Source organism: Vibrio sp. T9, from assembly GCF_003123985.1.
In the GTDB taxonomy this organism is placed as follows: Bacteria; Pseudomonadota; Gammaproteobacteria; order Enterobacterales; family Vibrionaceae; genus Vibrio; species Vibrio diabolicus.
The window spans coordinates 736,290-758,714 of sequence record NZ_NIGY01000001.1; the positions used below are offsets into that span (position 1 = coordinate 736,290).

A 22,425-nucleotide genomic window follows, 5' to 3' on the forward strand; every position below is an offset into this window, starting at 1 on the left:
AGGACTTGCCTCAATCGATGGGGCGATTATTCAGTATCAGCCCTCATAATGCAAGAGCAAAAACCTTGAATTTCGTCATTTCATTACCGTTTGGACAAAACTCGATCAATTCATTCCTCTACGATTGAGCCACGTAACGATGAGAAGAAGAATAGCGGCGTGTTGACTGCTTACTTGAATACATATCTTCATCAGCTAAATGCATGGCTTGCTCTAAGCTCATGTGCTGTTCTCTTTTTTCAGAGACACCGATAGAGATACCCACAGACTCTAACTCACTACACAGTTTGCCTTTTACATCAATTCTGCTGAGCTCTTTCATTGCCCTATTTAATTCTGCTTGAGTCGGGTAGCCCAACAAGATGAACTCATCTCCCCCTATCCGGTAACTTTTCCCTGACCATACATAATGAATTTTTAGCGCCAATAATTGCAACACCTCATCACCAGCACGGTGACCGTACGTATCATTGATTCGTTTGAAGTGGTTAATATCTAAGTAAAGTATGGATAGCTCTTTGTTTACGCCTTTTCGATGTTTTACTTGCAACGCGCGGCGATTTCTTAACCCCGTTAAATTGTCGGTATTCGATTGACGATAAAGATAAAGCGAAACGCAAATCGCAAACAACAATACAAAGACAAACACAGCCTGCGTTTGCGTTGCCAGCCGAACCTCATATTCAAGCGCGGTACGCCAATCTGGGCGCAGGTCGTACTGGGCAATGATCTTATCAACTTCCAACATCGCTATCGCTCGACTGAAAAAAGGAGCAAGCATGGCACCTTTCTCGTTCGCCACCAATCCAACAGAAAGTTGTGACTGGTAAAACTCGCCAATCGCCGTGTCCTGCTCTATCGGAACCAACTCGCTCAGACGTAAAAAGTGGTTGAGCATCGCGGTATCCATCGGAATGTAATCGACCTCTTCATTCAATAAACCCTGAATGAGTTCTTGTTGGGTACGATAACGTTTCAGCTCTTTTAGCGGTAAAAGTTGCGTCATCATTTGGTCGAAAAAGTCGTCCTCAACCACACCAATCCGCTCAGAGATCAACTGTGACACATGGGAGTAAGTGTTCGGCTTGTAACCTAAACGCTTGACCATAACGGATGCTGGTGAGTAATGGGGCTTGGGAAAGTAACTAAATTCATGCCGCTCGCGACTGACCGTTAAGGGCGCTAAAATTTCAAAATTCCCCTGCATAAACTCATGATACATGGAACCCCAACTTTCATTTGGCTCACTAATGATCACGCAGTTTAATGCCAAGATCTCACAGCTTCTCAGGACGACATCTGCCGTCATCCCTTCGATACTGCCGTCTTCGTTGTAAACAACATATGGAAAGATAGATTCGAGCTTGATCCGTATAGGCTCACTAAAATCGAGAGGTAATAAGCGAATAGATTCTCGCAATGCCGCTCGCCTTAATTCAAATTGATACTGGGAGATCTCTTCACGAAGTTGCTTTTGCACTCCTTCCCCATGAATAAACGTAGCGAACGTATCCAACTCTTCGAGGTGATGATCTTTTTTACTGATGATCGATACTGGCTTTATCGAAATCTGATCATTCAACATCTTAGCGTCAAAGCCCTCCAGCAGCATCGGCTTAAGCTGATTGATGGCATCGACTACGCCTTCAACAACGCCTGATCTCAGTAACGTTACCGCTTGCTCATGACCTTGATAAGAGACCTGTTTTAGCTCCGGGTAGTATTGTTTAAGTAATTCGGCATAAACCGTATCTTTAGGGACGCCAACTCGTGAAATGTCACTCAACGTCGAGTCTTTTAATCCAAAAAGGTAGGTATATTCGATATTAGTTGGACGGGAGTAACTAAAGCGTTGAGCACGCTCTTCTGTGTAAGTGATATTCGCAGCAAAGTCCGCTTCCCCATTCGCGACGGAATTTAGAATGGCATCAAAGCTGGAATAGTTCACATATTGAACGGTAAAGCCGAACTCTTTCGATGCAGCATTAAAAAGAACACGGGTGACGACATCATCCGCTTCTGTCGCAACGTTATAATGAGCAATTAAAGGTGATTCAGCTTTTACATTCAAACTCAGTAGGGAACAAGTAAAAAGCAACAGTGTTCGAGCAAAGGTAGTCATGACAAACTTATCTTAAATCAACCACTTATAATGTGGTTATTATTATTGGAAGTTTAGTAAATATGAAATGAAGAACATATACTAATCTTCATTTTGTTCCACAACCAATTCGATAGTCTGCCGCACGTGTCACTTTTTACCTGACGAAATACTCATAATTCTGCCTGTTCATCGCTGCTACGTAAGATATAGTCCGTCATCCAAGCCGTTCCTAACAAACAGATCCAAACAACAAAAACAGGGTTTGGTACATCTGTAGTCGGACTCACCACTAAGGCAGCAAAGCCAACGGTCGGTAACGTCCAGCACAATAGTTTACTCCAACGAATGGAGTGTTTAAGCTTCGCGAGGGTTTCCATTGAAGCCAGCATTCCTGTCACGCTCAATGCCACAAGAACGGCATATGGCAAGCCAGCAATCCATAATGGGAACAACAACAGCATCGGCCACCAGCTGTGCTTATTGGAAGGGGTCCAATGTACAGCAGACCACCACATCGCCATGACCGCGACAGTTTGAACCACTGTAACCCAAGCGGATCCATCCAGCTTCCCACCTTGTTGCGTGACCATAATACCGACTTGTAGCGTAAGTACGATTAGGCCTGCGGTGAGTAGGACGCCCAACGAACTTCTACGAGAGAACACTACCATTAAAAGTGGGAAAAGGATCAAAATACCAATCGATAGCGCGATTGGCTGCATTGAGAGCGTAGCGCCAAAAGCCATCATTGCGCCCAGCAACACCAAGCCAGCAAACCCGCCTTGTGGCAAGATCCACAACGCCGGGATCATGAGTGCAAGAACAGGAATATCTCCCTCGCTCAAACTCATCGCTCGAACGCACACCACTGCGAGTAAAGTCGTAATGAAAAATTGAAGTGTCGATAAAATCATAGCGCCTCCTGGCTTCCCCACCTACTTGGTAACTCAACGGCAAAAACTGGGATTAAAAGTCGTTGAGAGGGTCTAGATTCAAGCTTAGCTTGTGTTTGTTTTATGCTTTTTACCGCTCATTAACATACGGCACGACTGAAGATAAAATGTGATCAACAAAAGTCAATCGCGGGCAATATAAACGTTAAGAACCGTTAGCAATATACAAGTCCGATGGTTTACCATTCCTTAGTAATCCACAATAGACACTTTTGAGTATGGACCAATTTTTAGCGCAAATCTTTGCTGTAATTCACCAAATTCCAAAAGGAAAAGTCTCCACCTACGGGGAAATCGCAAAAATGGCAGGTTACCCGGGCTACGCAAGACATGTTGGTAAGGCGCTTGGTAATTTGCCAGAGGACAGCAAACTCCCGTGGTTTAGAGTGATAAATAGTCAAGGAAAAATATCCTTAAAAGGCAGTAATTTAGAACGACAAACAAAGAAATTAGAAGCCGAAGGAATTGAAGTATCTGAGATTGGAAAAATTTCGCTAAGAAAATACAAATGGCAGCCTTAGGCTGCCATTTTTTGTTCGCTGAGTTTGATATTAACGCGTACCAACTAGACGAATATCCAACTGGTGAGTTTGTGCTTCATCTGTAATTACACCGTTATGCGTATCGCTGATAAAACGCAATTTACCATCCACTTCAATACGCGCACGGACGCTGTAACGATGGTTTGGTTTGATTTCATTGTTATCGTAGTTCAGCTCAAAAGAAAGAGGAACTTGTTTACCTTCCGTTTCGAATGTCTGTTTTGCTAGTACTTTTGCTGGCGCGTCAGCCAAAGACACATCTTCTAACGCGACGGTAACCACTGCGTTTGGCGGCAGAGCAATACGCTCGCGGTAAGCCACTGTACCTGTAATCGTCTTCATTGACGCCTCTGCAGATTCCATTTCTGTATTTTGAGAAGTTTGGCAACCCACTAACGCAGCCCCAAAGAGTAAAGAAGTAACAAGCAGTAGTGTTTTTTTCATATCTTCCTCGAAAAGAGTATTAAACCGGAGCAATTATAGGTGTGGAATATAAAACTGTCTGCTTCCTGCCAGTTTATTTGACAATAGTTTGACTGAGTTAGAATTTATCAAACAATTGATTTTGTTTCATAATCGGAACAATACTATTTCTAAGTTACTCAATAGTTCTTAACTATGGCACTTCACAAGAGTGAGACTGTTGAGGTAAGTTGGAGTGAAAGACAACGGTGAGGAGACACAATGAGTAAACCATTACGAGAATTGCTCAGCCTACTACAACTCGAAAAATTAGAAGAAGGCTTGTTTCGTGGCCAAAGTGAAAACCTAGGTTTGCCTCAAGTGTATGGCGGCCAAGTGATTGGGCAAGCGCTTTCTGCTGCGCGCTACACCGTTGAAGAAACACGCGCGGTGCACTCCTTCCATAGCTATTTTTTGTACCCTGGCGATCCAGAAAAGCCCATCATTTATGATGTAGAAAACCTAAGGGATGGCCGTAGCTTCAGCACCAGACGCGTTAAGGCGATTCAAAATGGACGCCCTATTTTCTACCTAACGGCGTCTTACCATGGCGATCAACCTGGGTTTGATCATCAAAAGGAAATGCCAGACATTCCTGGCCCAGAAAACTTCGCCTCTGAGAGTGAGCTTGCTAGCCATATAGCCGAATTCCTGCCAGAGCGACTACGCAAAACATTTTGTGGTGAAAAGCCAATTGAAACCCGTCCTGTTACGGTCATCAACCCTCTAAAACCCAAAAAAGCAGAGCCTAAACAGTATCTTTGGATTCGTGCCAATGGTGAAATGCCAGAGAACCTGCTTATACATCAGTACCTGTTGGCCTATGCATCAGATTGGGGATTCCTCGTGACAGCAATGCACCCACATGAAGTGTCATTAATGACGCCAAACTTCCAAGTTGCAACCATTGACCATTCAATCTGGTTCCACCGTCCGTTCAAAATGGATGAATGGCTGTTGTACGCAATAGAAAGCCCAACAGCGAGTAATACTCGTGGGTTAGTGCGTGGCGAAATCTATAACCAGCAAGGTCATTTAGTGGCAACCGCAGTGCAAGAAGGTGTAATGCGCTATACCAAGTAACCGCTAAACCTTAAACGACAAAAGGAGTGCTCAGCACTCCTTTTTTGTGGGTATCAAACGATAATTAATTTGGTTGATACTTCATAGTAATGACCGACCATTCGTAAAGTGATTTCGGGTAACCGTATTCGCCTTTCCCGTAAACGACATTTGGGTCAGCATAGAATCCACCTTTATCCGTTGCTAAAAATTCACGCACCCCACGACGGTAAGTAATGATCGGTGCAGCCAACTCATACTCTATGTCTTCCAAATTAGAATCATCAATCACTAAGAACCGAGTCATACGGATAGTGCTACCGCTGGTGCAATACCCTGGATCATCATAACCAATTGCATTAAATGGCTTAAGGTCATCAGCAAATAGCTCTGATGTACATCCATCGAATCGAGCAACATGCACCCACGCTGCCTTTTCTTGTCTTCGGTCATCGCTACCAACTGGCTTAAACATAAATAGCACAACCTTACCTTTACCGTGTTTTTGCAGCTCGTCATCCGTCGGTTCACGTACCGAACGCGAACCCAAGATACCAAATTCACTCTCTTCTAAATTGGCAAACTGTGGGGCACTAAGCGTGCTCACAATGACGGTTTGTTCGCTATTAAGTTGTGTGTATTTATCTGCAACACCCGACTCTGCCAAATCGACACTAACCGTGACTTTTGTTCTTGGTAACGCTTTGTAATCTCGCGATTCACTCTCAGAGATGTCTAGCGCAATAGAATGGTATTGAGAGTAATTGGTTAGCGTCAACTCTGCATTCGCATTGTCTAACGTGGCAAGATCTTTGCTCACAGTATCGCCAAATGAGTAAGTGCGAGTACCGACCGTTCTACCGAAATCTAAGTCAATTGCCTTGAAAGGCGTAAACTCAACGGTTTGAAGTTTCGTGGTAAGACCGGGATGATCCGCTTTATTAATGGTGCCGTTAACCAATACGGTTTTAGTTGTATAGTTACGTGCAGTTAGCGTCACTTCTAATTGGTACTCGCCTGCGTGCAAAATCTTCAAACGCCCCGTTTCAGAAGAGACTAACTCAACCACAGGATCTTTTTGGTTAATAAGACGATAGCTGGCTTTCGCCTCTCCTCCACTCATCACTGGTGAGATAATAGTACCCGCTGAAAAGTCTACCGTTGGATAAGCAATCGATACAGGGTTTGTGCCCTGTTTGATCGTGACAGAGAAACTGCTTTCACCCGGAGTAAATTTATCGTCCCCTGCATCCGATACAACAACTCTTGTGCTGCCAGCATTGAGGATGCGCATCTCGCCCGTTTTGCTGTCTAGGGAAACCACATCCGTTGCTGCATTTTCTGCAAATCGATACGAAACTTCGCCAACCGTACCAGAGATGGTCGGTTTTTGAACATAAGGCTGGCTGGTTTTCCAAGTCTCTTCCACATCGGATTGCACATCAATCCGACTCGGCGCACTCAGAATATTAACGTACACTTTCTGATCTGGACCCGCAGTATAATTCACGCTCTCCTGTCTGCGAACTGTTAACGTCGCTTTACCCGCTTTGTAAACATAGGCACGTCCATCCGCAGTAACCTCTATAACATCTGTAGCAGTGTTATCAACGAGTTCTACATGATCGTTACTTGTACTTAAACCAAAGTCACGACGAAGATCAAAGCTATAGTCTTTGCTATACACCATTTCATAACCTTGTGTCACCATGGCTTGTCCCGCAGCCTTCGCTACTTTGATGACTACATTAAACTGAATTGGTTGATATAAATCCCCACCATCATCTTCAAACTTAAGACGATATTCTCCAGCCGTCTCTACTTCTAACTTGCCATCGGTCATTCTTAAGCCGTCCGGTAAACTACCGACTAGGCTTACGTTGCCTTTTTGTCCTGAAAATGCCAAAGGAATTGAGAGGCTAGGCTGATAAATAAGCGACATTTCAATGTCGTTCATCACTGGATGAGGCGCGCGATTAACTTCAACATTGAAGCGAGCTTTACTTGCAGGATAATTACGCATTTCATGCTCGTAGATTTCAACTTCAGCCGTACCTACACCTTTGATCAGCAGTGCTTCACTGCTCATAGACTTAGCGATAACATCTGTGCCGCTAATAATTCGCAGTGAATAGTCGCCGCGAGCATTCGTCACCTTAGGGAAAATTCGGCCACCTTCCTCATAAGTTTTCACAACATCCGCTACGCTGATTGCTTCGCGTTGACCTTGTTTTACATCCACAACAAATTGCGCCGTTTGCTGCTTATCTAAAAAGGCATCGCTGTAAGTTGCTGTCGCTTCAACGGTTAACTGCCCAACATTATGAACAAGGAGCACACCTGACTCAGGGTTGAGTAACTCGGCAACTTTGTTGTCTGGTTCGCTGCGAATGATTTTGTATGTGATGCTTTGCGTTTGAGCTTTATCTAAACGTGCAGGTTCTAACGTCAGCCCTTTTCTATATTCGTCTTCCAGCAAGGCGAATTGAAGTTGCCCGGATGCTACTCCATGAAGCTTCACCGTCGCGCGAACTTGCTTCGGCAGATAAAGCTCGTTACCTGAGTCAGTAATCAGTACCGACGCCTGACCAATTGAGCCTAATGAATATACCGAACCGTTCTGATCAACCCGAATCAAGTTATGACCACTTTCTACTTCATAACTCAATTCACCTTTTTGGCCACGAACGGTCAGCGCTTTCCCTTCAGATTCGATTGCATTGAAGTTTAGATCACTAACCGAAAGGTCTGTGTTAATACCTCGTTCCACAGTGATAGAAAATCGTGCTTCAGAGGATTCATAAGCAGAACTGCTATCCGTAGCCAGAATTGTTGCCGTTCCTGGACGCAAAATTTGTAGCATTCCAGAGTCATTAATTTTCACAACATTTAGCGGATTAGAGTCAATGACCTGATAAGACACCGAACCATGTACATTGCTCAATTTTGCCTCTGTAACGGTTCCCACGCCCTCAAACTTCAATACCGTGTCTTCAGCTTTTAACTGTGGACGGCTCTGCTTTGTTATCGTAGTTGGTGTCTTTGTATTGTTCGTTTTAGAGTCACCTCCACCACCACAACCAGCGAGTAAAGCCGCGAGAAAAAGCAAATAATATTTTCTGTTCATTTTTAGAAACACTTTGTCACAAATAAGTGCTAGCGATAATAATACGATGTTTTATTAATCACTATATCCATTTTTGAGTACTTTATTACTTAAGTATTTGCTACTGTATTACGCATAAAAATAAATGTTCAGAAGTGGTGACTAAAATACACAAAACAACACAAAGCAAACGTTTAAATTAAACCAATTAATTAATTTAGTAAGAATGAATATTCAACAAAAATAAAACACGAAAAAATAAAGAGAAAAAATTGCGTTATTTTTTCATGCGTTTTGCTGTATGGGCGCTTAATAAAGGATAAAAAACAAACAGTTAATGCGGAAATAGAAGAGAGAATAAATATCGTTTATATTTATTCCAACCCAGTAAAAAGTAACCTAGTTAGAATAACCCTGCTACCTGTTAACACTTAAAATGCTAACAGGTAGAGTAACCATTAAATAAAATTCGTATAAAGCTATTTAGTTGAGAAGTGGTAACTCAGTCGTATATTTAATGGATTCCATAGCAAATGTTGAAGTCACATTAGACAATCCCTTTACACTATTAACTAAGCGCTTATAAAACTCGTCAAAACACTTCATATCTTTCACCAGCACTTTCATCATGTAGTCGTACTCGCCGGCCATACGATAAAACTCCATCACCTCAGGGAAATCACTCACTGTTGTGACAAAGTGGTGATACCAATCTTCGGAGTGATCGATGGTTTTTAGCTGAACAAAAGCGATAAAAGACAGGTCGAGTTTTTCTGCACTCAGTAACGCCACGCGCTTTTCGATGTAGCCTTCTTCTTCCAACCTTTTCAAACGCTTCCAACATGGCGTCGTTGTCAGATTTACCTGCTCTGCTAACTCATTTAATGACAAGGTGCTGTCGGTTTGTAACAACGCAAGCAGCTGTTTATCGACTCGATCCAAACTCATCCTATAAAACCCACTAAGTGTAGAAAACTTTTCTACCATAACATCTATTACCAGCAACTATAGCAAAGTTTTTCTCTCATATTATAGGTAAATTATTCCCATCCAATGCTTATCTATCGATTTCCAAGGAGAGACGCCATGTGTACTGACCACAACTGGATCAACAATGCAGTGCGTAAAATTGAAGCAGACTTTCAACGTTCTGCTGATACTCATTTATTTAAACTCGAACTGCCTTCTCTTGATGGTATCGATATCTACCTAAAAGATGAGAGCACGCACCCAACAGGCTCTCTGAAACACCGATTGGCACGCTCGTTGTTTCTTTATGCGATTTGTAACGGATGGATTGGTCCTGAAACCACAGTGATTGAAGCGTCCTCAGGCAGCACTGCCGTTTCAGAAGCGTATTTTGCTCGCTTGCTTGGCTTACCGTTCATTGCTGTTATGCCGAAAACCACCGCACGTAAAAAGATTGAACAAATTGAGTTTTACGGTGGTAAAGCGCATCTTGTAGAGCGCTCAGATCAGATTTATGACGAGTCTCGACGCTTGGCTCAAGAGTTAAATGGTCACTACATGGATCAGTTTACTTATGCTGAACGTGCGACTGACTGGCGCGGCAACAACAACATTGCGAACTCTATCTTTAGCCAAATGGAACTAGAAGATCACCCAATTCCTAATTGGGTAGTAATGAGCCCAGGAACTGGTGGTACATCCGCAACCATTGGCCGTTTTATTCGTTACCAAAAATACGACACCAAACTTTGTGTCGTAGACCCTGAAAACTCGGTGTTTTACGACGCTTTCCAGTCAGGTAATCACTCATTAAAAGGTGAGGCCGGCAGCAAAATTGAAGGCATCGGTCGACCACGTGTCGAGCCAAGCTTTATTGCAGGTGTTATTGACGAGATGCGCAAAATTCCAGACGCTGCCAGTGTGGCAACTGCACATTGGGTTTCTCAACTGATTGGGCGTAAAGTAGGCGCATCAACGGGGACGAACCTCTACGGTGTGCTTCAACTGGCCTGCGAAATGAAACAACGCGGTGAAACAGGCTCTATCGTGACACTTTTATGTGACTCTGGTGAGCGTTACTTAGATACGTATTACGACTTAGCATGGATAAAAGAGAACATCGGTGATATTCAACCTTACCTCGCGCAACTTGAAGTCATTCAAGCGAAAGGCTGTGTTGAGCCGGCATGTTGCGGTCCAATTACCGCTTAAGATGCAAATTCGAATGTAAAAAACAGCCCGCTTATTTGCGGGCTGTTTTTTTAGTGATTAGTATTACTTCTTCTGACGCGCTTCAAACGCAGCCAATTGTTCTGGCGTCGCCGCTGGTTGATGATTTTGTTTCCACTCATCGTAAGTCATGCCATAAACACGCTCGCGAGCGTCATCAATATCTAAATCCAAACCTAAATTTTCAGCTTCTGCTTTGTACCACTTGCTAAAGCAGTTGCGGCAAAAGCCCGCAAGGATCATAAGGTCAATATTCTGCACGTCTTTATTTGCGTCTAAATGCGCCAGTAAACGACGAAATGTCGCCGCGTCTAACTTATCTTGTTCTTCTTGAGTCAGATTTTTATATTTGAATTCAGCCACTTTCCTTCTCTCTTATTTGATTGACGTTAGTCACCATACCGAATAGTAAGTTCTCCAGCCTAGGAAGTCTGCTTTAGCGCAACAATTCCCAGTCTAAATGACTACCTTTGCGTAAAAGCTGATATGATAAACGCCATCTATCTTATTGATTAAATTAATATTAACACAACTCATTACAACGGTCTTTTACAAAGGTTATCGTCAAGTTATGAAAAACGCCATTCTATTATTGTCTGCCTTGACCATCAGTGTGCCGACTTTTGCTGCTCAAGAACAAACTCATCAATCTTATTTTTATCTGGGTACTGGTAACGTCGGTTTTGATACACCCTATTTTGGCTCAGACAGAGACAATGAGTGGTCCACACCACATATCACTGTTGGTTGGGGCTATCATGTTAATCAATACCTTGCGTTTGAAGGTGTGCTTCGCTATTCCCAAAACGAACTTAAAAACGACACACTGAAAACAGATTTGGATTTGCACTATTACCAAGCGGGTATGTCAGCAGTATTGACCAGTGATAACCTTGGCGATACACCACTTTCTTTGTTCGGCCGCGTGACCGCGTTAGGGACTCAGGCAGAAATGTACGTTCCAAACCAACAAAAAGTCACAGATGATTCAGGAGCACTATTCAATATCGGTGCTGGTGTCCATTGGGATATGAGCAAAGACATCTGGTTGCGCGCAGAGTACATCTATAATGTCGCAGATATGGGCTTTGAAGATTTTTACGACAGCTACGAAGGTGTGCAAGTTAGCTTAGGGAAACGCTTCTAACATTAGATAGCACCAAGTTACCAGAATTGAAATACAAACAAGCCGAGGTTTTTACCTCGGCTTGTTTTACAATCTACGGTGTGTCATCAGTTACTGAGCGGAGAACTTTTCTGTTGTCTCTTGATTCACATGGCTACTTGGTTGCCCGGCATCGAGAGAGTGTAAAATGCCATCTTGACGATCTTTTAGTGCATTCGTTAACGTCGGAAGTGCAGTGGTCGCTAACAACGCCATAACACCCGCAACTAAAACCATTTCTACCATGTAACTACCACGTACTTTTTTCAAGAGAACACCTCAAATAATAGGTATATGCTGCTTTCCCGGCATGACACCTAACAAGACCCGACATTCAGTCAATACGATGAGCGAGTCCTGTGCTCCTCGAAGAAGTGGCGAAATAATAAACAAAAATAATCATTAGATCTATAAGTAATCACTCTCAATATAAAAAAACACCGAACAAAAGTTGTTCGGTGTTTTCAATCAAAGCTTTACGTACAGCGGCTAAGGATGAGCAATACGGCCTTTTGTATCGTGGCTGAGTGCTTTGTTCAATTCTGCTTCTACATGACCTGGCGCCTGTGTTTTCGCCGAAATCAATCGATACATAGCCGGGATGACAAATAAGGTCACCAATGTTGCAAATCCCATCCCGAAAAAGATCACGGTACCCACAGCAATACGACTCTCATAACCTGCCCCTGTCGAAACGATCAGCGGGATGGCACCAGCAAGCGTGGTAAATGCTGTCATCAAGATCGGGCGTAGACGTCGCGCAGCTGCATCAATAACCGCTTTTTCGAATTCAACACCACGGTCTCGCAACTGGTTGGCAAACTCAACAATCAAAATGCCGTTTTTCGTCACCATGCCGATCAACATGATCATGCCGATCTGGCTGTAAATGTTCATGCCTTGCCCCATCACAACCAAGCCAAGGAAGCCACCAAATACGCCCATCGGCACCGTAAACATCACCACTAACGGGTTCACGAAGCTTTCAAACTGAGCCGCCAACACGAGATACGCCACAAGCAATGCCAACGCAAATACGACAGCAACACTCGCTTGGTTCTCTTTAAAGTCTTTTGACTCGCCAGAATAACTCACCGAGATGTCACCTGGTAAGTTGTCTATCGCTTGTTGATCAAGGTAATTCAGCGCGTCTCCTAATGTGTAGCCTTCTGACAGATTAGCCGTAATAGTGATGGATTTCTGTTTGTTGTAGTGAGATAGACGAATAGAAGCTGCCACTTCTTCAATTTTAGTGACCGCGTCTAACGTCACTAACTGCCCACTATTAGTTCGCAGATAAATCTGGCTTAAATCCGCTGCATTATTAAAGCTGTTTTCATCACCACGAAGATACACATCATACTCTTCGCCACGCTCAACATAAGTCGTTTCACTTTTACCACCAAGCATGATTTCTAGCGTATCAGAAATGTCTTTGACACTGACCCCTAGTTCTGCGGCACGCTGTCTGTCGACCGTAACCAATAGCTCTGGCGTTTTCTCTGAGTAATCGATCTCAGCGCCTTCCATCATTGGCGATTCTTCTGCTTTGTTTTTCAACATTTCAGCCCAGACGAGAAGTTCATCGTAATCAGAGCCACCTAACACAAACTGAACAGGCTCACTCGAACCACCTTGGAAACCAGGCATGAATGGGAACACTCGAACATCAGGTATGCCAGCCAGTGCACCACGCACTTTGTTAAGCGCTTCCTGAGCTGTTACATCTCGCTCGTTCCAGTCTTCTAGAATCATGATAACAAAGCCGGTTTGATCGCCTGCCTGTCCACCAAATGCAGGCGTTTGAATACTAAACGACTTCAGATACCCTTGCCCAAGTAATGGCATCAATCGGTCTTCAACAATGTCCATATTGGCTGACATACGATTGTATGACGTAGCATCAGCCCCGCGTACAAACGCAAACATCACGCCGCGATCTTCTTGAGGGGTCAACTGGGCTGGCACTTGGTTCATCAAGAAGTAACTGCCGCCCAAACACGCCAAAATCACCAGCGGTGCAGCCCAACGCATTTTCAATGCGCCTTTCAATAATGAGCGGTAACCACTCTCCAGTTTACTAAATAGGCGATCGACCACTTGATTAAATCGATTTGGTTTTACATTCGCCTTCAAAATCTGACTACCCAATACAGGAGTTAATGTTAGGGCGATCAAAGACGAGAAAATTACTGACATCGCCAACAAGACAGAAAACTCAGTAAATAGCAGACCTACCATGCCATCCATAAAAGAAATCGGCAGGAATACCATCACCAGCACTAGCGTTGTCGCGATAACGGCAAAGCCTACTTCCCGCGTACCTTTATAGGCCGCAAGCAAAGGCGATTCACCACGTTCGATATGGTGGAAGATGTTTTCAACAACCACAATCGCGTCATCCACTACCAAGCCGATAGACAGGATCAACGCCATCAAGGTGATTAAGTTGATAGAAAAGCCAAAGTAATAAGCGGCAATGAACGAAGAAATCAGCGATACCGGAACCGTAACAGCTGGGATCAAGGTTGCACGAGCTTGACCAATGAAGATGTACAACACCAAAATGACCAAACCGCCCGTAATAAATAGCGTGCTATACACCTCTTCTATCGAGCGCTCGATAAACACCGTCGCATCGTAGTCGATAGCAAGCCGCGTTCCTTCCGGCAAGAACTTCTGGATGTTATCAACTTCAGCTCGAACTAATTTTGCTACTTCTAACGGGTTCGCATCAGACTGAGGAACAACCCCCAAACTAACATTGACGACGCCATCGCTTTTAAAGGTCGAGTTTTCGTTCTCTGCACCGATAAAAACATCAGCGACATCTTTCAAATAGATAGGCGTGTTGTCGCTCGCTCTTTTAATTACGAGGTACTCAAAATCTTCCGGCGTGTTATAGCTACGCGCTGTCCGTACCGACATGACTGTCGAGTCATTGCGAACTTCACCACCCGGACTTTCTAAGTTTTCACTTCGCAGTGCCGATGTAATGTCCGAAGCCGTGACTGAGCGCCCCGCCATCAGCTCTGGCTTAAGCTTCACGTACATCACCTTGTACAAACCACCAGAGAGATCAATGGAGCTCACCCCAGAGATCAAGCTAAAGCGATCCATCAGTACACGTTCTGCATAATCCGTCAATTGAGTGCGGTCCATCTCTGCAGAGCTGAGGTTAATATAGAGGGAGGCCTGACCTGAACCGTTATTCTTGTAGACAATTGGATCGTCCGCTTCATCAGGTAGCGAACGTTGAGCGCGAGCCACCGCGTCGCGAACATCACTAACACCCGTATTGAGATCGTAACCTAGCTCAAAAGTGATCGTGATACGCGAACTGCTGTTTCGCGTCGTCGAACTGATCTCATCGATTCCGCTGATACCTGAAAGCTGATCTTCTAATACAGAAGTAATTTGACTCTCGATGATCGTCGCGGAAGCGCCCTCGTAACGCGTACTGATGGAAACGACCGGACTTTCAATGTCCGGCATTTCTCGCACCGCTAGTTTCGTAAAGGATACAAAACCAAATACACACAGCAGCATACTCAATACCAACGCTGCGACTGGGCGTTTTACAGAAACGTCAGAAAGTAACATTAGTTTGCTTCCTTAGCCGCTTCGTCTTGCGTGCTTTGAACACCTTGATTACCAGTTGCGTTAGCTGTTTCTGACTTTCCTGGTGCGACAATTTCCTTAACTTCAACACCATCTCGCATATTAACGATGCCCTGTACAACAATTTTGTCGCCAACTTCAACGCCTGATTCAATAACGACTTCGTTATCGACACGAGCACCGAGAATGACTTCTTGTCGAGTCGCTTTATTGTTGTCATCGATGACGTATACGTAACGCTTGGTGCCAGAGTATTCTAGTGCTTGAACCGGGATAATTGGCGCTTCAATCGCAGGGAAGGCCAATGATGCATTCATTAACATGCCCGGCTTTAAGCGGTTTTCAGGGTTCTCAAACTCAATACGCACACGCAGGTTCAGCGTTTCTGAGCTAATCCGCGTATCAATGCCTGTGACTTGACCAGTAAACGTCTGTTCACCCCATGCACTGGTTTTGGCAATGACTTCCATACCAATAGAAAGCATCGATAAATAGCGCTCCGGTACTTGTAAATCCAGCTCCATGACGGAAAGGTCATCCAAGGTCAACAGCTCTGTACCCGCGCTAACCATTTTACCGCGACTAAAGTCAATGAAACCAACAGTGCCAGAGAATGGAGCCGTAATATGAAGATCGGCCAAATTTGCTTGAGCGGCGTCCAGCCTTGCTTGTGCGATTTCAACGCTTGCTTTTTGTGCGTCGATCTCAGTTTGGGTGATAGCATTTCGCTTAACCAAACGTTGAAACTCTTTTAGCTTACGTTGTTCATCTTTAAGGTACGCCTTTGCCTCAATCAAAGCGGCTTGAGCCTTATCATCATCCAACTTGATTAACAGCTGACCTTGTTGGACATTTTGATTCGCTTTAACAGCGATTTGATTCACTTTGCCGGCGACTTCCGATGCAACAACCACAGACTCCGCCGCTTCTAATTTACCGATAAGCGATAAGGATTGATTGATCTCGTGCGTTTCTACTTGCTCAGTTACGACGGTAACTGCTGAGCCTCGCATAGCTGCGAAAGCTGATGGAGAACTCATTAATATAGAAAGCGTTAAAACAGATAACGATAACGTGGCTTTCATGCTCATGATATTGACTTCTAAACGAATAAACTTATGTCATTAAACTGCTTACATTTTATCAGTAGATACGTGGTTTAACGTCAAGTAGTGTAAATTCAAGTAAAAAGAGCGTTTCTCTTCTGTTCAAAGGACACACAAAACGCTGACTTTCTACCATCTTTGCCCAAAAAGACAGCATTCAACGTAAAAACGCAAGAAAAACGCTTTACAGCCTGAGCGAGTTTGCTATGATGCGCTCCGCACTTGGGAGATGAGTTGGGAAAACATCTTGCTAAGTATAAAAATCCTCTGGAGGGGTTCCCGAGTGGCCAAAGGGAGCAGACTGTAAATCTGCCGGCACTGCCTTCGATGGTTCGAATCCGTCCCCCTCCACCATATTCTTTCTTGTGTTTTTCCTTTAAACATAAGAACAACTTGGAAGCTAGGTTGGGAAACTATCTTTTAAGTATAAAACACCCTGGAGGGGTTCCCGAGTGGCCAAAGGGAGCAGACTGTAAATCTGCCGGCACTGCCTTCGATGGTTCGAATCCGTCCCCCTCCACCATATTCTTTCTTGTGTTTTTCCTTTAAACATAAGAACAACTTGGAAGCTAGGTTGGGAAACTATCTTTTAAGTATAAAACACCCTGGAGGGGTTCCCGAGTGGCCAAAGGGAGCAGACTGTAAATCTGCCGGCACTGCCTTCGATGGTTCGAATCCGTCCCCCTCCACCATATTGAAAAAGCCAGCTTATTGAGCTGGCTTTTTTCGTTTCGGACTCTTGATAAAGTAAAGTAACAAGCCCTTCCTTATTTAACCCAACTTCTTCGCTATTCTACCTCTGTTTGGATCCTACTTTAACAACTGGGCCGAAGCGAATCTCCGATGGCCAAAGTTCGGATCTGGTCGTTGTAATACAAACAATGAACTAGCACTTTGTCCTTGTTTTATCGCAATGACCATAATGTGAATGCTAAAAACATTCAGTAAAACACTTGAGGACTGACTAGCAAAAAGATATTCGGCAGAGTTAAGCGCGAGCCATGATGAAGTCTCCATCTGGCAGGTTTTATAAAAACACCTTTCGTAAATACAAACGACAGATACAAAAAATCCCGCAGGGGGTGCGGGATTTTTATTAGTGACTAAATTGGTTTAAAGGTGACTAGCCTTGAATACCAACGATTAACCATGGTGCATTAGGCACAGTCAGGTCACGCTCTAGGTGCCAGATATCTTCGATTTCTTCTTCAACACCTTCTACTGTGTCACGGTAACGACCGCTAAACTGCAGGCTAAGCTGTGCTTTATTTGCATCGTAATCGGCACGGACGATCTCTGCATCAACGTACATTACATCAGTATGCTGCTCACCGTCGAGCTTCGCGCGCTCTGCTTTCAGATCTTCAAACAAGCTTGGAGAAACATATTCTTCAATGGTTTCCAGTTGATTGTGATTCCACGCTCCTTGCAGGATTCGGTAGTGTTCACGAGAGCCGTTAATGAACGCTGCTTGGTCAAAGCCCGGTGGGTAGTTATGTGGTACGTCCGTTTGAGCGCCGAAACCACCAAAGCCACCATTATTTGTGTTTGGCTGTTGCTCAAAGTTTTGCATGTTTGGTTGCTCAAACTTAGATGCGTTACCACCAAATGCAGGTTGCTGGCGATGCTGGTTCATACTGCCCTGCTTCGCACCTAGCATACCGCGCATTAATTTAAAGATGACAAAGGCAATCAAACCAATAATTAAGATATCCATAAACTGGATACCTTCAAAAGCACCGCCAAAGAATGCAGCAAGTAGACCACCAGCAAGAAGTCCGCCTAGCAGACCACCCATTAAGCCTTTTTTACTTGAAGACTTCGCCGTCTGATCTTTGCCGACCGTATTGGTGTTTTGTTGCTGTTGTTTTGGTGCTGGCGCTGTTTTGTAGCTCTTACCGAAAGACTTACTGCCACCAAACTTCTTCGCTTCCGCGATAGGCGTTACAGCAACGGTAAACATCAACAGAGCAACAATAGAAAATAAACGTTTCATCGTTATCCTTAAAGTTAGCTATCTAAGATTGTGCTCTATCAGACGAAACAACGATTGTTTCAAACAGTAGCACGCCAAAGATGATTGTTACGTCATCATACTCTGTATGCCTGTTGATGAAAACAGCTTACAGAAGCTGACATGTATCAGAATATTGCCAAAGATACAGACTGCTCTCGGTTAACTTCGAGATACTTGGTTCGTTTAGAAATGCTTGGAATGAACTCGCTACTACTCGGGGATGTTTTACTTGAATTAGAATCAGTGACACAGCTCAGAATCCTACACCTTGACGTCACTTGAGTATATTGCCTTGTTGACGGTTAATAGGTAGCTGACTATCATATTGAACGATGTTCAATAAAGCAGTTTGAGAGTATGGCGCGCAGAAACGATCACACCAGAGAAGAGTTAGTAAATTTGACGTTAACAACAGTCAAAAACTTTTTAGATGAGAATTCTTACCACGAACTCAGTCTTCGTAAAATCGCTAACATGATTGGTTACGTGCCAAGCACATTAGTCAACATTTTTGGCAACTATAACCTGTTACTTTTACACGTAGTCGCGCAAACTTTAGACGAACTCTCCCAAGAAGCACTGAAGGCGACCAATAGCAGTAAAGACGCTCATCAAGCTCTATTTGAACTGGCTTATTGCTACCACGATTTCGCTCAAAAGCACCCTTACCGTTGGCAGTTAGTCTTCGAGCACAACATGAATGGTGCAGAGCTTCCAGAATGGCATGCCAAACGTATCGACGGGATGACAGGAATGCTGGAGTCACTATTGGCTCAAATCGCACCACATCGTACCGAGTCCGAAGTGATTCAAGCGAGTCGAGTGCTTTGGTCTGGCGTACACGGCATTACTTTACTCAGTGTTGATGATAAATTTTTCTCTAGTGAACCCATTGATGGTAAAGAATTAATCAGTAACCTGCTTTCTAACTACCTCACAAACTGGTAACAAAGGATTATCCATGTCGTCCGACAGACAGCCGTCCTTACTTACGCAAAGAAAGTTCCTACCCTATTTCATCACTCAGTTTTTTGGCGCTTTCAACGACAATATTTTTAAAAACGTTTTGCTGCTGTTTGTCGCCTTCGCGGGATCCAGCGCACTACCTATTTCGAGCAACTTGTTCATCAATTTAGCGGCTGGCTTGTTCATTCTACCGTTCTTTCTATTCTCCGCTTCAGCTGGCGTATTAGCCGATAAATATGAAAAATCATGGTTTATTCGCAAGGTAAAGCTGTTTGAAATCGCCATCATGCTTTTGGGCGCCATTGGTTTTATAACCGAAAGTTATGGTGTGCTTTTGCTGCTACTGTTCTTAATGGGCACACAGTCAGCATTCTTTGGACCGGTTAAATATGCCCTTTTGCCCCAAAAATTAAACGCGAAAGAGTTAGTGCCAGGCAACGCCCTTGTTGAAGCTGGTACCTTTATCGCCATCCTTATTGGTACCCTAGGTGCTGGAATTATCGCCTCAGCAGACAACGCAAAATACCTTGCCGCATTTTGTGTCGTACTCTTTGCATTGTTGGGATATTTGTCGAGCCGATCAATACCCTTTGCAGCCGCCAGCGCACCTAATCTTTCTTTTCGTTGGCAACCGTACAAACAAACTAAACACACGCTATCCATCGCAAAATCAGATCGTGTTGTTTTTCAATGTATTATGGCGATAAGCTGGTTCTGGTTTTTAGGCGCCGCCTATCTAACCCAGTTCCCGAATTTCACCAAGATTTACTTAAATGGCACCGAGAGTGCGGTGTCTTTCTTGCTTGCTCTGTTTTCCATTGGTATCGCGCTAGGGTCGCTACTTTGCAATTGGATCTCGAATCATCGTATCGAAGTCGGTATTGTGCCTATTGGCGCACTTGGAATTACGGTATTTGGGTACTTGATGGCAACCTCCATTCCAAGTGACCTACCTATCTTCCATAACTTTGTAGACTTCTTTAGATATGAGCCTTTTTGGCCATTATTTTTCTACCTATTGATGATTGGTGCTTCGGGTGGGTTATTTATCGTACCGCTTTACGCATTAATGCAACATAGAGCAAAGGAAGCCGAGCGCGCGCAAGTCATCGCAGGGCTCAATATCTTTAACTCTCTGTTTATGGTCGGCAGTGCTGTCTTAGGTATTGTGTGCCTAAGTGTAATCAAGATGACAATTCCTCAATTGTTTGCATTGTTAGCCATTTTGAATTTCTTGGTCGCCGCTTACATTTTTTTGCAAATACCGATATTCGTTGTCCGTTTTGTGGTTTGGATGCTAACTCATACTATTTATCGAGTGAAACATAAAAACCTACATAACTTGCCAGAACAAGGCGGTGCGTTGATCGTATGTAATCACGTGAGCTATATGGACGCCTTGCTACTTAGCGCAGTATGCCCAAGGTTGATTCGTTTTGTGATGGAGGAAGATTACGCCAACCTACCGCCACTAAGACGCTTTTTACGCAGAACTGGGGTAATTCCGATTTCAGCGAGTAACAGAAACTCCATCAGGCGTGCATTTAATGATGTAGAAACCGCATTAAGCGAAGGACATATCGTCTGTATTTTCCCAGAAGGGAAATTAACCTCAGACGGTGAAATGAATGAATTCATGCGTGGCATTGATATTATTCTGCGTCGCAGCCCAGTACCTGTCATACCCGTGGCACTCAAAGGCTTATGGGGAAGCTATTTCAGCCGCGCGAAAGGCCGCGCATGTTGTGGCTTACCGACTCGATTTTGGTCAAAGCTAGAAATTGAAGCCGGACAGCCGGTTCCACCAAATGAAGCAACGGCAAAAACGATGTTCGATAGAGTGCATCAACTTAGAGGCGACTGGCGATAAAAATACATTTGAACACATGTTTAGAATAACTGAACATGTGTTCAAATCATTAAGACAAACTGACCACACTCAGTGCGATATACTCGCGCTTTCATTCACAACAGCGAATAAAAACCTTGAATAGAAACTACCTCTTGTTTGGATTGGCGTTACTCGTTTGCTTAACCCCTTTTGTCTCCTCTCCTATTGCCCTAGTTATTGGTTTTCTACTCGCAAGTTTTGGTTTTGTGCCTTCAGAACTGCCCATTGCTTCTTTTACTAAAAAGCTGCTGTCCTACTCGATTATTGGTTTAGGCTTTGGCATCAACTTTGAGCAAGCACTCTCTGTCACGTCGGATGGTATCGGTCTGATTATCGCCACGATTGCGGGCACACTGATCATAGGCACTATCATTGCCAGAATAATTAAGTTGGAGCGAGTAACCGCATACTTAATCTCGTCAGGTACAGCAATTTGTGGTGGTAGTGCAATTGCCGCTGTAGCACCAGCGATTAAAGCAAAAGACGAACAGATTGGATTAGCACTGGCAACGGTATTTGTCCTAAACTCCATCGCACTATTCGTGTTTCCTGTGGTTGGGCATGCTTTAGGGCTAGATCAACACACATTTGGTACATGGGCCGCGATTGCTATTCATGACACGTCTTCTGTTGTTGGGGCTGCCTCAGCCTACGGTGAAGAAGCGCTAACTACAGCAACAACGTTAAAACTCGCACGAGCTTTGTGGATCATCCCTGTCGCACTGATCAGTGCCGTGATCTTTTCGAGAGACCAGAAAGAGAATGGAACGAAAAAGTTAGTTATTCCTTATTTCATTTTTTGGTACTGCGCAGCCATCGCGTTTAGCGACTTTTTCCCTCAATTTGAAATGGTCTATCACGGTATTTTCGTTGGAGCGAAACAAGCTTTGGTGGTGTGTCTGTTCCTGATTGGTTGCAGCATTTCAATTTCGAAGCTGAGGTCTGCTGGAGCTAAGCCACTGTTGTTTGGTGTAACTCTGTGGGTGTTAATTTCAACCACTTCTCTAAGTTGGTTATTGTTTAGATATTAGTGGTCTTCTCATCGTGTTGAGACGACGACGGCTCAAGTTTGCTGTTTTTGTATGTAACAACCAATGCGATAGCGATCAAAAAGGCCGTCAGCTCTGCAAGAGAGCGGGCGAGCCCTTCACTGCTTATTGCAATACCAATTTGTAGTGCTACCGCCGCAATTAATACTAGCTTTACCATCCTGAACCTTATGCCTTTTCTC

General features: G+C 44.0%; 18 protein-coding genes and 3 tRNA genes. 10 read left to right on the forward strand and 11 right to left on the reverse strand.

The annotated features are described in order from the left end of the window. Positions 1–118: 118 nt before the first annotated feature. Together CBX98_RS03370 and CBX98_RS03375 are read right to left on the reverse strand one after the other, a co-directional pair. Positions 119–2,122: a GGDEF domain-containing protein gene (locus CBX98_RS03370; protein WP_109168576.1), complete on the reverse strand. Its 2,004-nt coding sequence runs from the start codon at positions 2,120–2,122 to the stop codon at positions 119–121. A gap of 152 nt (positions 2,123–2,274) precedes the next feature. Next, positions 2,275–3,018 (reverse strand): hypothetical protein, encoded by a 744-nt coding sequence (locus tag CBX98_RS03375; RefSeq protein ID WP_046874702.1) that lies wholly within the window; start codon positions 3,016–3,018, stop codon positions 2,275–2,277. A gap of 257 nt (positions 3,019–3,275) precedes the next feature. Here CBX98_RS03375 and CBX98_RS03380 point away from each other — a divergent pair, with 257 nt between their 5' ends. Beyond that, positions 3,276–3,578, forward strand: a complete 303-nt coding sequence (locus CBX98_RS03380) for a DNA base-flipping protein (protein ID WP_005390592.1) — start codon at positions 3,276–3,278, stop codon at positions 3,576–3,578. Positions 3,579–3,608: 30 nt separating this feature from the next. On the opposite strand, the gene CBX98_RS03385 is transcribed toward CBX98_RS03380, so the two are convergent. Continuing rightward, a complete protein-coding gene (locus CBX98_RS03385; protein WP_012842007.1) occupies positions 3,609–4,043 on the reverse strand; it encodes a YbaY family lipoprotein in 435 nt (144 codons plus the stop codon). 240 nt (positions 4,044–4,283) lie between these two features. Here CBX98_RS03385 and tesB point away from each other — a divergent pair, with 240 nt between their 5' ends. Beyond that, positions 4,284–5,144 (forward strand): acyl-CoA thioesterase II, encoded by an 861-nt coding sequence (gene tesB / locus CBX98_RS03390; protein WP_005390581.1) that lies wholly within the window; start codon positions 4,284–4,286, stop codon positions 5,142–5,144. Between the two features lie 64 nt (positions 5,145–5,208). On the opposite strand, the gene CBX98_RS03395 is transcribed toward tesB, so the two are convergent. Further along, the gene (locus CBX98_RS03395; protein WP_109168577.1) at positions 5,209–8,250 is read right to left on the reverse strand and encodes a D-Tyr-tRNAtyr deacylase; all 3,042 of its coding nucleotides are present in this window, start codon (positions 8,248–8,250) and stop codon (positions 5,209–5,211) included. 462 nt (positions 8,251–8,712) lie between these two features. Continuing rightward, positions 8,713–9,177, reverse strand: a complete 465-nt coding sequence (locus CBX98_RS03400; protein WP_005390577.1) for an Lrp/AsnC family transcriptional regulator — start codon at positions 9,175–9,177, stop codon at positions 8,713–8,715. A 138-nt stretch (positions 9,178–9,315) separates the two neighbouring features. Here CBX98_RS03400 and CBX98_RS03405 point away from each other — a divergent pair, with 138 nt between their 5' ends. Continuing rightward, positions 9,316–10,410 (forward strand): PLP-dependent cysteine synthase family protein, encoded by a 1,095-nt coding sequence (locus CBX98_RS03405; RefSeq protein ID WP_109168578.1) that lies wholly within the window; start codon positions 9,316–9,318, stop codon positions 10,408–10,410. A 63-nt stretch (positions 10,411–10,473) separates the two neighbouring features. On the opposite strand, the gene CBX98_RS03410 is transcribed toward CBX98_RS03405, so the two are convergent. Then, positions 10,474–10,791 (reverse strand): DUF1244 domain-containing protein, encoded by a 318-nt coding sequence (locus CBX98_RS03410; RefSeq protein ID WP_021449582.1) that lies wholly within the window; start codon positions 10,789–10,791, stop codon positions 10,474–10,476. A gap of 208 nt (positions 10,792–10,999) precedes the next feature. On the opposite strand from CBX98_RS03410, the gene CBX98_RS03415 reads away from it, so the two are divergent. Next, positions 11,000–11,575 carry a porin family protein gene (locus CBX98_RS03415; protein WP_005390572.1) on the forward strand — a complete coding sequence of 192 codons (576 nt, stop codon included), beginning with the start codon at positions 11,000–11,002 and terminating at the stop codon, positions 11,573–11,575. A gap of 90 nt (positions 11,576–11,665) precedes the next feature. Here CBX98_RS03415 and CBX98_RS03420 read toward each other — a convergent pair whose 3' ends face one another. The 3 genes from CBX98_RS03420 to CBX98_RS03430 form a co-directional block, all read right to left on the reverse strand. Continuing rightward, positions 11,666–11,863, reverse strand: coding sequence for a type II secretion system protein (locus CBX98_RS03420; RefSeq protein ID WP_005390570.1), 198 nt, complete (start codon positions 11,861–11,863; stop codon positions 11,666–11,668). 219 nt (positions 11,864–12,082) lie between these two features. Beyond that, positions 12,083–15,196 (reverse strand): multidrug efflux RND transporter permease subunit VmeF, encoded by a 3,114-nt coding sequence (gene vmeF / locus CBX98_RS03425; protein ID WP_109168579.1) that lies wholly within the window; start codon positions 15,194–15,196, stop codon positions 12,083–12,085. Continuing rightward, a complete protein-coding gene (locus CBX98_RS03430) occupies positions 15,196–16,305 on the reverse strand; it encodes an efflux RND transporter periplasmic adaptor subunit (RefSeq protein ID WP_012842013.1) in 1,110 nt (369 codons plus the stop codon). The genes vmeF and CBX98_RS03430 overlap by 1 nt, the downstream gene beginning before the upstream one ends. Positions 16,306–16,589: 284 nt before the next feature. On the opposite strand from CBX98_RS03430, the gene CBX98_RS03435 reads away from it, so the two are divergent. From CBX98_RS03435 to CBX98_RS03445, 3 genes are all read left to right on the forward strand, one after another. Beyond that, positions 16,590–16,674, forward strand: a tRNA-Tyr gene (locus CBX98_RS03435). Between the two features lie 84 nt (positions 16,675–16,758). After that, positions 16,759–16,843: transfer RNA gene (locus CBX98_RS03440), tRNA-Tyr, on the forward strand. An 84-nt stretch (positions 16,844–16,927) separates the two neighbouring features. Continuing rightward, positions 16,928–17,012: transfer RNA gene (locus CBX98_RS03445), tRNA-Tyr, on the forward strand. Positions 17,013–17,443: 431 nt separating this feature from the next. On the opposite strand, the gene CBX98_RS03450 is transcribed toward CBX98_RS03445, so the two are convergent. Next, positions 17,444–18,316, reverse strand: a complete 873-nt coding sequence (locus CBX98_RS03450) for a Tim44 domain-containing protein (RefSeq protein ID WP_046874203.1) — start codon at positions 18,314–18,316, stop codon at positions 17,444–17,446. Positions 18,317–18,694: 378 nt separating this feature from the next. Here CBX98_RS03450 and CBX98_RS03455 point away from each other — a divergent pair, with 378 nt between their 5' ends. From CBX98_RS03455 to CBX98_RS03465, 3 genes are all read left to right on the forward strand, one after another. Next, complete coding sequence (locus tag CBX98_RS03455; protein WP_006743255.1) at positions 18,695–19,285, forward strand: TetR-like C-terminal domain-containing protein; 591 nt, start codon at positions 18,695–18,697, stop codon at positions 19,283–19,285. A 13-nt stretch (positions 19,286–19,298) separates the two neighbouring features. Further along, entirely contained in the window at positions 19,299–21,173 is a 1,875-nt protein-coding gene (locus CBX98_RS03460) for an MFS transporter (RefSeq protein WP_109168580.1), read from the forward strand. Positions 21,174–21,289: 116 nt separating this feature from the next. Next, on the forward strand, positions 21,290–22,225 hold the full coding sequence (locus tag CBX98_RS03465; RefSeq protein WP_104971434.1) for a putative sulfate exporter family transporter: 936 nt from the start codon (positions 21,290–21,292) through the stop codon (positions 22,223–22,225). Here CBX98_RS03465 and CBX98_RS03470 read toward each other — a convergent pair. Continuing rightward, positions 22,215–22,403 (reverse strand): hypothetical protein, encoded by a 189-nt coding sequence (locus CBX98_RS03470; protein ID WP_005390556.1) that lies wholly within the window; start codon positions 22,401–22,403, stop codon positions 22,215–22,217. The genes CBX98_RS03465 and CBX98_RS03470 overlap by 11 nt on opposite strands. Positions 22,404–22,425: the final 22 nt, after the last annotated feature.

Excerpts from the sequence above, each read along its gene's own strand:
- CBX98_RS03370 (WP_109168576.1), bottom strand. The coding sequence starts at position 2,122 with ATGACTACCTTTGCTCGAACACTGTTGCTTTTTACTTGTTCCCTACTG.
- CBX98_RS03375 (WP_046874702.1), bottom strand. The coding sequence starts at position 3,018 with ATGATTTTATCGACACTTCAATTTTTCATTACGACTTTACTCGCAGTG.
- CBX98_RS03380 (WP_005390592.1), top strand. The coding sequence starts at position 3,276 with ATGGACCAATTTTTAGCGCAAATCTTTGCTGTAATTCACCAAATTCCA.
- CBX98_RS03385 (WP_012842007.1), bottom strand. The coding sequence starts at position 4,043 with ATGAAAAAAACACTACTGCTTGTTACTTCTTTACTCTTTGGGGCTGCG.
- tesB (WP_005390581.1), top strand. The coding sequence starts at position 4,284 with ATGAGTAAACCATTACGAGAATTGCTCAGCCTACTACAACTCGAAAAA.
- CBX98_RS03395 (WP_109168577.1), bottom strand. The coding sequence starts at position 8,250 with ATGAACAGAAAATATTATTTGCTTTTTCTCGCGGCTTTACTCGCTGGT.
- CBX98_RS03400 (WP_005390577.1), bottom strand. The coding sequence starts at position 9,177 with ATGAGTTTGGATCGAGTCGATAAACAGCTGCTTGCGTTGTTACAAACC.
- CBX98_RS03405 (WP_109168578.1), top strand. The coding sequence starts at position 9,316 with ATGTGTACTGACCACAACTGGATCAACAATGCAGTGCGTAAAATTGAA.
- CBX98_RS03415 (WP_005390572.1), top strand. The coding sequence starts at position 11,000 with ATGAAAAACGCCATTCTATTATTGTCTGCCTTGACCATCAGTGTGCCG.
- vmeF (WP_109168579.1), bottom strand. The coding sequence starts at position 15,196 with ATGTTACTTTCTGACGTTTCTGTAAAACGCCCAGTCGCAGCGTTGGTA.
- CBX98_RS03430 (WP_012842013.1), bottom strand. The coding sequence starts at position 16,305 with ATGAGCATGAAAGCCACGTTATCGTTATCTGTTTTAACGCTTTCTATA.
- CBX98_RS03450 (WP_046874203.1), bottom strand. The coding sequence starts at position 18,316 with ATGAAACGTTTATTTTCTATTGTTGCTCTGTTGATGTTTACCGTTGCT.
- CBX98_RS03455 (WP_006743255.1), top strand. The coding sequence starts at position 18,695 with ATGGCGCGCAGAAACGATCACACCAGAGAAGAGTTAGTAAATTTGACG.
- CBX98_RS03460 (WP_109168580.1), top strand. The coding sequence starts at position 19,299 with ATGTCGTCCGACAGACAGCCGTCCTTACTTACGCAAAGAAAGTTCCTA.
- CBX98_RS03470 (WP_005390556.1), bottom strand. The coding sequence starts at position 22,403 with ATGGTAAAGCTAGTATTAATTGCGGCGGTAGCACTACAAATTGGTATT.